Origin of the sequence: Bacillus sp. HMSC036E02, assembly GCF_001836235.1 — a bacterium.
In the GTDB taxonomy this organism is placed as follows: Bacteria; Bacillota; Bacilli; order Bacillales; family Bacillaceae_G; genus Bacillus_A; species Bacillus_A cereus.
Genome location: NZ_KV827842.1, coordinates 117,711 through 128,814, shown reverse-complemented (window position 1 = coordinate 128,814; position 11,104 = coordinate 117,711). Strand labels below are relative to the sequence as shown.

The following is an 11,104-nucleotide window of genomic DNA, read 5'->3' as shown; positions in this document are numbered from 1 at the left end:
AATTAATTCCGACTGGGGAATTATATACGTTTGCTTTAAAAGCAAAAAGTAATGGAAAGTACGTTTCGTTTGAGCCAAATGGTAGAGTAGTAGCAGATCGTACATCAATTGGAGCATGGGAAAAATTTATCTTATATAATGGTGGGGACAATAGGATATATGTATTACAAGCGTTAAGTAATGGTAGATTTATATCAGCAAATGGTGGTAGAGAATTAACTGCTAATAGTTATGTAGCTGGAAGTTGGGAAAGATTTGTTATTGTGTATTTCTAAATTTTGAAGTGTTTTATATATAAATAATAATGAATGGTTTAGTTCATATGCATGCTAAATAAAGAGTTAAGTACTTAATACAAGTGTATATTAAGGTGTAAAAAGGATTGCAAGTAATTGTCAGTCCTTTTTGTATGTTAAATAAGTAATTACTGAGGATGTAATCAGAAGAAAAAGAACCCTATTGTGTTCTTTTTCAAGGCATATTAACAGTAAGGAGAATCATGAAATGCTACTTCAAATCTTTATTAGGGGAAAGATTTTGAAAAAGCTTAACATACATCTATTTTTACATAAATGTAATATATAGTAAATTGATATTCTTTATACTTACTATTACTAATATTCAATTAAGATAGTTTTCACCCTGTTTCCTTTTCAGATAGGATAAGTAGAAGAAGATAGGAAGTTTTTCTTTGAACTAAGCTTTTTGACAGGAAAAGATATTTTCATTAAAACAAAGCATTATTCTTTTAGAACAAAGGAATCACTAGAACAATTTGTGATTCCTTTGAGAAATGCTATTAAATGCTAGACTAATTTCTAATGGTCCCAGTATCTTTTATTTTGACGTGTGTCTTTACATTTATTTTAGCCTCTGCTAACGCTTGCAACCAATCTCCTTTTACTTTTTTCCATTCTTTGTATTGAAAAGCTCTAGCATATAGGGATAATCCAATTGGATCAATTTTCTTCTGCTGTATTTCATTTAACATATTTTGCAAATTATCATTAATTTCTTTTTGAATAGCACTTTTTAAATTATTTATATTTTTTTTATTATCATAGTGCCCCTTAATTAAATTCGCATTGGTTTTTTCTATTAAAGCTACATTAGCATATATATTGAAATTAAATACAAATTTTCCGTTTTGAAAATTAACATCTACCTTTCTTTTCGCGTTCTGTATGAAGATAGAAGTGTTTGTTTTTTTGTTAAATTTTTTAGGGGGAAGCGAAAGGTGTAGTATCATTCGGCCGTTACTTTTTGGCTTATTTATAAGATTGAAAAATTTAACATCTTTTTTAGGGATATGAGTTAAATATTTCCCTTGGCGATTTAAAAATGCAATTCCTACTGTGTCGATTTCATTCTTTGTTTTTTTGATAATTGGAACAGTTTGCGTCATGCCTTCTTCATTTTGTTCTCTCATTAATTGTTGAATTGTAGAAGAGACGGATTGGTTATTTTGAATTGAGGATTCGATTACACCATTTATATAAGATGAAAGTGATGGTTTATTAGGCTTATGAATTTTAAAAATGTCTTCTGCAGGTCCATCTACAAGTACTACTTTAGCATTAATGGTAGCGTAAGGATCACGATAAGAGGAATCAAGCTCCTGCAACCAATTTGCTTCTTGCGCTAATTTTTTCCCAATTAAAATGATTTCAGCTTTGGAAGCTGTCATAAAGCCAGTTAACTTCGTATCTATTTTACTGAATCCAGTATATACAGTAGATGCTTGTGTCCAATGTTCTATAGTGCTTTTTGGCTGTTTATGATGAAAGAGTGGTATGCTTGTTCCAACTTTTATGTCTCCATTAGGGGTTCTATCCAAGCCAATTAACAGGATTAATGAAACCTTCTCAAGAGGAATTCTCTGACTACAACCAATTAAATATACACAACAAATTACAATCCATATCCATTTTCGAATCAAAGTTGTTTCCTCCTAGTAATCCAAGTAAAAAGAATACTGTAAGCGAAAAATAAGATTGGTAATAGAATAAAGAAAACGACATTTAAGATATCCATAAGAGAATATATAAACAAATATTGATCCACATCGGGATTTAGGAAAATAAATAGGCCAACTATAAATAACATAAAAGCAAGCAGCGCCCAATTGCGGGCGTTTTTTTGAAGTGAAATGGTCACAGATTTAAAACTGAAAAATAAATATGGATATATCGTAGTGGAAAATACAATTAAATAGTAAGCGATATATATAATTTCTAATCGTTCCATGAAAGAAAAACGAACCCCTTTTAACAGATGAAATACTGGCCAGATTACGTCTTTTATCCCCTCCGGACTAAAGTATATATAAGAAAGAATAGTCACATATAGATAGAAAAACATGGTTCCAGTATTCGCAATTAGTAGTCCTTTTATGGCTTTTTGTTTTTTTTGTAAGAACGGGTATATATAATATGTAAGTTCTAAGCCAGCATAAGGAGTAATGGTTTCTTTTGTTGCCTTTAGAATAGGGTATAATCCATCTTTAAAAATAGGTAATAGGTGTAAAGGGTTGTAGTTAGTCTTTAGTGAAAAAAGAAGAAATAGTGGCATCCAAGTAGTGAAGAAGAAAACAAGCATAGAATAACTAGTAAGAGCCCTTAACCCACTCAGGGCCAAAATAATAAATGGTAATAGTAATAATATGGTGATTTGATAAGCAGGAGTGGAAGGGAATATCCACACTTTTACAATATCAGTTGCCTTTAATAAAGTATTAAAGCCAGCAAAAAATAGATAAAAGGCATATAAAAGAAAAAGAATTGTCCCTATCCATTTACCAAAGTACGTTTTTAGGATTTGTGAGAAATTTTTGTTGGGATTTTTTTGTAACATTAATACAATAAATACGCCGATTATAGAAGTAGTTATCCAACCAAGAATGATAGAAATCCAGCCATCTGTGCCAGCCGTAGTAGCAAGTGGGCTTGGCATGATTAACATACCTGATGCAAGTTGCAGTGAATGAATGAAAATAATAAATTCGAATAAAGTTATGTTTTGGAATTTAAGATTCCCCATGCGAACCACCTTCTTTTTTCTTTTTTTGTTTCGGCTGTCCTGTACTCGAGCGGGTGGTGATCATAGAAATAGGAAATCTTACAAAAGAATCTTTTAATTCTTGAAGCCGAAATGGCGCGATTGGCAATCCGTATGGTGAACCATAGGAGGTAAGTGAAACAAAATGAGCGAATAAGAGCATTAATCCACTAACGATACCTACAATCCCATAAAAGTATGCCAATAACATCATTGGAAAACGAATAAGGCGTATAGAACTTGATAAATCATAATTAGAAACAATAAATGATGCAATGGCTGTAATAGATACGATAATAACCATAACGTTACTAACAAGACCAGCTTGAACAGCCGCCTGTCCAATTACAATCCCTCCAACTATTCCAATGGTTTGTCCAATTGGTTGTGGTAAGCGAATACCAGCTTCACGTAGCATTTCTAGTGTGATTTCCATTATAAAAGCTTCCAATAAGGGAGAGAAAGGGACTTTGACTCTTGACGTTGCAATAGAAGTGTATAAATCTATAGGAATGATTTCAAAGTGAAAAGAGACTATAGCTATATAAAATGCTGGTAAAAAAATAGCTATAATAAACCCTGCAAATCGTAATAAGCGAAAAAATGATGCAATGAGCCAATGAATATTATAATCATCTGGAGTTTGAAAGAATCCAATTAAATTCATTGGAACAATCATTGCGCCAGGGGATCTATCCATTAACACCGCTACTTTTCCATCAAGTATATGATTTGAAATAGCATCTGGGCGTTCGCTTAAATAAGCCTGTGGAAAAGGAGACCAATTTTGATCCTTTGTAAAATTAGATAGTTCACCAATGCTTAATACCGCATCCGTTTTAATTCTACAGATTCTGTTTTCTATTTCTTGAACTACATCTGCATTTGCAACGTCACCTAAATAAATTAAATAAACAACAGAAGTTGCTCGTTCTCCAATCGTCAGCTTTTTGATTTTTAACTCTGCAGAAGGAAGATATCGACGAATTAAGCCTATATTTTTTGTGGCATTCTCAATAAATCCATCATGCGATCCTTTAATAGTAACTTCTGAAATTGGTTCTTGAATTGCTCTCTCTGCCCAGCCTTTTGTATTTATTAGAAGTGAACGATTTTCTCCTTCCATAAATAGTACACATTGACCTTCAAGTAATCCTTCTTTAATTTCATTCCATGTATATACTATTTTGGCATGAGTAGCGATAATATTAGAATTAAATATTTGACTGTCTTCATTTACTTCTTGTAATAATGGTGTAACAACATTGCCTTTTAAAGCAACACCATCAGTAAGGCCTTCAAAGTAATATAGTAGAATATTCGTATTTGTTTTTAATTGCAAAGGGTGTTCAATTAAATCTGCACTAATATCAAAGATGTTATCTAATGTATTTTTAAGTTCTTTTAAATTACTTGTTTGGATCTTTTCAATATTTTTATCTGTTTTAGTTTCTAAGACTTTTTCATTTAAAGACAAAATTGACACCTCTTTAATATATAACGATTAGTTGTATTTATTATTTTTATAAGATGGAATTTTATTCACAAATTTAAACAAATTGGGAACGGAAATTAATAATTGAGAGCAAAAAAGTAGAGGTGATTTGTGGGGGAATCTAAGTATCAAGATAGAATTGAAATTTGAATGATTATAACAAAAAAGAAGCCTTGATAGGCTCTTTTTCATAGTTGGTAAATATATTGTCAACAATAGATGGCGTTTAAGGTAGTAATTTAGATGTCTTTAAGTTCATCAGCTGAATTTTGTAGGAAGAATTCTTTTTTCATATCTTAATGTTCAATTAAAAAGACATTACATTTATTTGGGTGTTCTAGTGTAATTAAAGTTTGCGCGCTAACAAATTTTGTTTAGGGACAAAATGTTTTTTCTGAATTAACAGAAAAATATATGCGCAAAATTCCTATTAGTTGGTAGGTATCAAATATTGCTTTGGCCTTATATCCTTGAGATTACCGTACGTTTATATGTTTCTAAGGGAAAGAAATATTTGCATTTTTATTACCATCTATTGTTTGATTAAGATGGTAACATGAAATTGAAACGTTTACAATCAGGAAATAAAGAAAAAATATTAAAATACGACTTTTTTCGACAACATTTCTATGTTGATATCTCATATTTTTATAGGAAAAGGTGGAGGGAAACGTACCTTTTCCTATAAGATGTTTTGTAGTAATTAGATATAACTAAAGTAATAATAATAGCCTAAAATTAAAATGAAATTCCATGAATTTGAGCCCAAAGTCATAAAAACAATTGATAACGTTATAATTGAATTTTTGAACCGTAAAAGTTTTAAAAGTAAGGTCAAACTTTAGTCCACTTTGCGTTTCTTCCTTTTGTAACTAGCTTAATATGGCCAAATAATTGCAAGGAATTTAAAGCCTTACTAATTGTACTCTCTGCAATGTCTGGATATCTGTTACGAATATTTTCCTTAGTAAAGGGTTGTTTTTGTTTAAGTATAAAATCTTGAATTCTCTCGACTTTAGTATGTTTACATATAGAATCAAGAACAGTGTTATGCAGATCTTTGTAAGCCTCTAATATAATAGTTAAAAACGTTTTTAACCAAAAGCTACTATTGTGTTCCTCGCAGTACCAATTTACCGAAGATTTATAAATTGAATTGTAATATTCAGATTCATTTTTCTTAATATACTTATCCAAACATACATATTTTACAAATGTATGTCCACTCTTAATTAGCAGCAACTGCATTAACATAAATGCTAGCCTACCATTACCTTGGTTGAAAGGGACTATACAATAAAAATTTAATATAAAACGAGCTATTAATAAAAGTGAATGTAGCCCTTTACTAGTATCTAATGAGTTGTATTGATCACATAATTGCTCCATAAACTGTGGAATGAGTTCATGCGGAAGAATGCGGTAACTATTCAAGTGCATTCCATGCTCAGGAATACCTGGAATAATAAAAGGTTTTTCACGCCATTTGGCACTGTCAGAGGTAAGGTAATGTATTAGTTGAAAATGTAATTCCTGTATAGTTGCTGGATTAATTGATAAAGTACAGGAGTTTTTATGTACAAAAGAAAGTGTTTGATAATAACAAAAAATAGCATCTTCTGAAATATTTTGAGGTACTATATCATCTAAAATAAGTTCTTTTAATCTTTTATTAGGAACTTTTATATCCTCAAAAATAGTAGTGAAATTTTTTATGTAATGTAGTGGTATAGTTTTTTCTAAACTATTAAATATGTCAGGATTTTGTTCCTGATAAGCAGCTAATTTTCCTTTGAATTCGCTAATTTCACTTATTAAATTGATTAACCTCCTTTTTAATTCAATATTTTTATACTTATCATCAAAAAAATCTCTCATTTTTGTTCCCCCTGTAACCCCTTAACACGTTGTTGCATATATCATTCCATTCTAAAGGTATTTCATGATCTCATTATAAAATAACGACAATTTTGTTCTAATTTTGATCATGTTTTAGAATCTATATTTTTATTCGTTAATAAAAATATAGGAATTATAAAGAAGAATCGTTAGGATTCAATTTTAATAGGCATAATCCTAACATCAAATGTACAAATGTACAATAAAAAAATAAAAAATATAAAACTATCGACACTTTTGAAAGAGTATTTAAAGGATTATTAAGTAGCTATAGATGTGTTTTAGTTTAAAAGTAAATATTAAAGTGGTAATAAAGTTTTCATGGTTGAAAAAAATAAACTATTAATTTGTGACAATTATGTGCCTAATCTATTCATTTGGTATGATTAGAATTCCAAAAATAAATCCTAATGAGCTTAATTTTCTATATTTAGCATAAAGATTAGGGGAGGTATGTTGATGAAATGTACCATTAAATATAGAAATATGTAACGTTAAACACCTGTATTGTAAAATAGTTTGACATAAGTTAATTTAAATATTAGGTACAGGAACATTTAATAAAAATTCAGTAATGTACCCTTTAAACGTTTCACCCTAAAAACGTTAGTATTAAACCTCAAGCATACTGAAGTTTTTCCCTTTGCTTCTGTACCTTATTAGGTAAAAATAATACAATAAATTGTTAGAATGTTATGGGGGGAATTGGGTTTTTAATTCTCTTTCTTATCTTATATAATCAATCTCTTGATGATTTGTTTAAAATAAGGATTAACAGGGTAGGAGATGACTATTAAAAAGGACTATAAAGTTAAGTTGGACAAACAATCAGGAAAACGAAAGGTTAATTTCGTCGTGTAACTGAGAAGCTCCCACTTTATGTTTTGCCAAGTGGTGAGTAGTTCATTCTGCCTGGTAATTTTAATATATGAGTTTGAACATCCTGAAGCAAATCAATATATAAATTACAGTAGTTATGTGGTTATAGGAGTAAATGTCTAAGGTTAAAGGATTTGTGTACATTCACAATGTGAATATAAGTAGATTATTTATTGTGTTTTTTAAGGTTTAGAAAATATGTGTGAATTTAGCTTTAGAAATGATTTATTTGCAAGTTATATAATAGGAATGTGAAGTCTAGAAGAAACTGGTATTACCAGTTCCTTCTAGACTTTTTTTACTTTAAAAGTGTATTTTATTTACATAAGGTTAAATATTATTCTTTAAATTAATATTTGAATTTTTTGTGAAATTAAGTGGTGTTTTCATTCCTCTATTAATACATAATATTACAAAATAGACTTATTGTATTTATTTTATTTTTATATGAGATTAAAAATAATAATAAACGTACCAATGTATGAGAGGTATTAGTATATTTATTAGTAATTTGTTCGTTTATCTCTATATTGCTATTATATTAGCGATAACAATAACAATAATATATTGAGGGGACAAGAATGAATTTGAAACTTACATCTAAATTTGAAAGATTAAGAAAAAGTAAAAAAGGAATTGGGGCTTGTGTTTTAGCTGCAGGGGTAACGGCTATTACTATGATTCCTCAAAGTGCTTATGCACATGGATTTGTTGAAAAGCCAAGTAGCCGTGCTGCTTTATGTAGTCAGAATTATGGAGCATTGAATTTAAATTGTGGAAATATAATGTACGAACCTCAAAGCCTAGAAGCACCTAAAGGATTCCCAGATGGGGGACCGATTGATGGAAAAATCGCTTCGGCAGGAGGACTGTTTGGAGGAATTCTTGACCAACAAACATCAAATCGCTGGTTCAAAAACACGATTAAGGGTGGAGCAAATACCTTTACATGGAAATATACAGCTGCACATCCTACAAGTAAATGGCATTATTACATTACAAAAAAGGGATGGGATCCTAATAAACCATTAACACGTGCTGAATTAGAACCAATTGGAACTGTGAAACATGATGGTTCTGCTGCATCAAATAATATAACACATACAATTAATGTACCAACTGATCGCAATGGTTATCATGTTATTTTAGCTGTATGGGATGTATCAGATACGTCAAATGCGTTTTATAATGTGATTGATGTAAATCTAGTAAATAATGAAACTCCCGATACAGTAGCTCCAAGTCAACCAACTGAATTAAATGCGTCTAAGGTTACTGCCAATAGTGTTGCACTAACATGGAAGGCTTCTACGGATAATATAGGTGTAAAGGAATATAAAGTGTTACGCAATGGGGAAGTAATTGATACGGTACCAGGTACAACATTTATTGATAAAAAACTAAAAGCAAATACGGAATATACCTATACAATAAAGGCGTTAGACTCTGCTGGAAACATATCAAAAGAAAGTGAAGAACTAAAGGTTAAGACAACAAATGAAATCCCAGATATAGAAGCTCCGACTCAACCGAAAGGATTACATAGTATGAGTACAACAGCAACAACTGTTGACTTGATGTGGAGTCCGTCTGAAGATAATGTAGGCGTAGACCACTATATTGTATATAGAGAAAGCTTTGGAGTTATGAATAAAATTGGGACAACGGATAATACATCCTTTATGGATAAAGAATTAAAGGCTAATACATCGTATAAATATGTAGTGACGGCGGTGGATTTAGCTGGAAATGAATCTAGTAGAAGTGATGTATTAAATGTAATAACAAAGTCAGAGGATTCCACATATGAAAAATGGGATGCAAGAAAAGCATATACAAAAGGTGATAGAGTAGTACATGAGGGAAAAGTGTATGAAGCAGTTCAAGATTATCAAGGCAATGGTGACACAAATTGGATTTTTTCCCTATCGCTTTGGAAGCCAGTTTTGAATAAATGATAAGTGGGAAAATGTAGTTAACATTTTTGAATTTTTCTTTGAGAGTAAAGGTTCGTTCCAAATATAAATCCCTTAATGGTTTAAATGATATACTAATAAATTTAATCACCATCCTAATGTTTACGAAATGAAAGCAGAAAAGAATCCAAATGGTATTCCATCAAAAAGGAACTCCAATGGGATTCTTTTATTTTCTAATTTGTAATAGCGTATATTTTTACAGTGAATTTGCTAGTGGCACCAATTGGACTTGCGATATAATATTTAGTATTTGTGTAAGCCTTAGTCCTAGATACATGTAAAATATTTTTCCAACGAATAGAATTGGTACCCAAGGAAACATCAATCATTACATTGAAAGAGATAGTAGAAGGATGATCTTTCTCTGAAGGCTCAATAACCCATTTTAATTCTTTAGTCCCTACAGGTAAATTATCAATTTTAAAGTTTTGACTAGAACGATTTTTTGTCCAAATAAAGGACTAGATTCTGATGGAATTTGCGAAATTAATATCTTTTTTTCATTCGAGGTATAAGTGATTATAAATTGGCCATACCTTATTTGTTCAATGTATGAAATGTTGACAAATTTAATTAGCTCAAGACTTTTACTCTAAAAGAGTACTTGATAATATGTGTGGCTTTTTAAGAGTATGAATGATTTAATTAGAGTTTTCATATGAAAATAAAAAAGTGTTTTTTATTATTTTAACCAATTAATTCATTTTATATTTAATGAATCTTGAAAGAAAGGAGGTGTTGATTTGAATCGGTTCGGAAAATCGTCTAATCCCAAATGTTTTATAGACCCTAGATTTATAGGAGCAATTTTCTCACCACTACCTGGGATTACCTTCCCAACGGGAATGACGGGACCTGTTGGGACAATACAAACAACAAATGTTATAACAAATACGTCAAAGTGAAAGTTTAGACTTTCTTGTCTAAATAGTTTAGAGATTCTTGTCCTTGTACATTTGTACTGTAAAAAGACATGAAACTCTAAACTACTTAGCTTATAATAAAATACCCACGAAAGTATTTCACTTATACAAAAGACAAGAAGCTTCTTAATTATAAGAAGCTTTTTGTTTTAGCTTTAGAAAAAGCAAATTTATTTCGATTTTTAATAAATAACACAGTCATAGATGTTAGTTCAATAGCATCTATATACTTATTGGTATGGGGATTTTCTTATTTGAAACCTATTGCTTATTTTTCCACCTTTTCGACGATTGGCGCTTTAGCGGATAATTCACCAGTTGCCATATTATTCATAAAATATGCCCCATAAATAGTAACGGTATCTCCAATATTTATATCCTGTAAGATTTCAGGGGAGACGATAGCACTAACAGTCGAATCCTCCGAATCCTCATTAGAAATTTCAATAGCGTCATTTGATTTATTGATTACATTTCCAGTGTGCATTTTATATTGTTTTTTTAGCACGTTTTCTTCATTTTCTTTTTGAACAATTGCATAGTTAGCTGTATCGGGCTGGCCAAATACAAGACCATCCTTAAAAATAGGTGCATAAATAGTAACGCTATCTCCAATTTGAATATCTTTAAGGATTTCAGGGGAAGAAACCATAGCATCTAAACTTGTATTTCCATCAGAAATAATTAAGGACTTTTCTGTTTTAGCAGTTACTTTACCAGAACGTTTTTTGTGTTGATTTAGTAAAGCTTTTTCTTTTTTATCGACTTCTGATATCGACTTCGATTTATCCATACCTGTATTAGGAGTAACTGTCTTACTTGCCAACTTTTCGATGATAGGAGCTTTAGCGGATAATTCACCAGTTGCCATA

At 30.6% G+C, this 11,104-nt stretch carries 7 protein-coding genes and 2 pseudogenes; 3 read left to right on the top strand and 6 right to left on the bottom strand.

What is annotated here, in order from left to right:
• On the top strand, positions 1–275 hold a 275-nt coding region (locus HMPREF2590_RS12770; RefSeq protein WP_481747577.1), incomplete at its 5' end, for a fascin domain-containing protein.
• Positions 276–811: 536 nt separating this feature from the next.
• Here HMPREF2590_RS12770 and HMPREF2590_RS12765 read toward each other — a convergent pair.
• From HMPREF2590_RS12765 to HMPREF2590_RS12750, 4 genes are all read right to left on the bottom strand, one after another.
• A complete protein-coding gene (locus HMPREF2590_RS12765) occupies positions 812–1,939 on the bottom strand; it encodes a Ger(x)C family spore germination protein (RefSeq protein WP_000619988.1) in 1,128 nt (375 codons plus the stop codon).
• A complete protein-coding gene (locus tag HMPREF2590_RS12760) occupies positions 1,936–3,039 on the bottom strand; it encodes a GerAB/ArcD/ProY family transporter (RefSeq protein WP_000527370.1) in 1,104 nt (367 codons plus the stop codon). Before HMPREF2590_RS12760 ends, HMPREF2590_RS12765 begins: the two co-directional genes overlap by 4 nt.
• Positions 3,026–4,534: a spore germination protein gene (locus tag HMPREF2590_RS12755; RefSeq protein ID WP_000055717.1), complete on the bottom strand. Its 1,509-nt coding sequence runs from the start codon at positions 4,532–4,534 to the stop codon at positions 3,026–3,028. Before HMPREF2590_RS12755 ends, HMPREF2590_RS12760 begins: the two co-directional genes overlap by 14 nt.
• 852 nt (positions 4,535–5,386) lie before the next feature.
• A complete protein-coding gene (locus HMPREF2590_RS12750; RefSeq protein ID WP_001204207.1) occupies positions 5,387–6,430 on the bottom strand; it encodes a Fic family protein in 1,044 nt (347 codons plus the stop codon).
• A gap of 1,481 nt (positions 6,431–7,911) precedes the next feature.
• Between HMPREF2590_RS12750 and HMPREF2590_RS12745 the strand changes: the two genes are divergently transcribed.
• Positions 7,912–9,288, top strand: coding sequence for a lytic polysaccharide monooxygenase (locus HMPREF2590_RS12745; protein WP_001049833.1), 1,377 nt, complete (start codon positions 7,912–7,914; stop codon positions 9,286–9,288).
• A gap of 194 nt (positions 9,289–9,482) precedes the next feature.
• Here the strand turns inward: HMPREF2590_RS12745 and HMPREF2590_RS12740 are convergent.
• Positions 9,483–9,817: pseudogene (locus tag HMPREF2590_RS12740) on the bottom strand (phosphatidylinositol-specific phospholipase C); the annotation flags it as partial.
• A 235-nt stretch (positions 9,818–10,052) separates the two neighbouring features.
• On the opposite strand from HMPREF2590_RS12740, the gene HMPREF2590_RS30345 reads away from it, so the two are divergent.
• A complete protein-coding gene (locus tag HMPREF2590_RS30345) occupies positions 10,053–10,214 on the top strand; it encodes an exosporium leader peptide-containing protein (protein ID WP_153601870.1) in 162 nt (53 codons plus the stop codon).
• Positions 10,215–10,500: 286 nt separating this feature from the next.
• On the opposite strand, the pseudogene HMPREF2590_RS12735 reads toward HMPREF2590_RS30345, so the two are convergent.
• Positions 10,501–11,104: pseudogene (locus HMPREF2590_RS12735) on the bottom strand (S-layer homology domain-containing protein); the annotation flags it as partial.

What these genes read in the sequence shown, in the direction of transcription:
- HMPREF2590_RS12745 (WP_001049833.1), top strand. Translation starts at nt 7,912, where the DNA reads ATGAATTTGAAACTTACATCTAAATTTGAAAGATTAAGAAAAAGTAAA.
- HMPREF2590_RS12750 (WP_001204207.1), bottom strand. Translation starts at nt 6,430, where the DNA reads ATGAGAGATTTTTTTGATGATAAGTATAAAAATATTGAATTAAAAAGG.
- HMPREF2590_RS12760 (WP_000527370.1), bottom strand. Translation starts at nt 3,039, where the DNA reads ATGGGGAATCTTAAATTCCAAAACATAACTTTATTCGAATTTATTATT.